The organism is Streptomyces sp. SID13726, from assembly GCF_010548375.1.
Lineage (GTDB): Bacteria > Actinomycetota > Actinomycetes > Streptomycetales > Streptomycetaceae > Streptomyces.
In genome coordinates, this window is record NZ_JAAGLY010000474.1 from 1 (window position 1) to 436 (window position 436).

The following is a 436-nucleotide window of genomic DNA, read 5'->3' on the forward strand; positions in this document are numbered from 1 at the left end:
GCGCCCTGTTCGTCAACGACCTGACCATCACCCCGGACGGCACCGCCTACCTGACGGACAGCGTGCGCGCGGTGATCTACCGGGTCACCCCCGACCGGCTCGCGGCCGGCTCGGGCACGCTGCTCCCGGCGTACGACCTCAGCGGGCACCTCACCCCGTCCCCGGCGGGCAGCTTCTCCCTCAACGGCATCGTCTCGGACCCGGCGGGCCGCTTCCTGCTGGCCGTGGACATGACCGCGGGCGACCTCCACCGCATCGACCTGCGCACCGGCCCGATCTCCCGCGTCGCCCTCGGCGGCCGGGACCTCACCCATGCCGACGGCCTCGACCTGGCGCCCGACGGCACCCTGCGGGTGGCCCACAACACCACGAACACCCTGACCCGGTGGCACCTCAGCCCCGACGGCACCCGGGCCCGGCTGACCCGTACGCTCAC

At 74.3% G+C, this 436-nt stretch carries 1 pseudogene; it reads left to right on the forward strand.

Features of this window, described 5'->3' with window-relative positions:
• Positions 1-436, forward strand: a pseudogene (locus G3I78_RS48650) (superoxide dismutase); the annotation flags it as partial.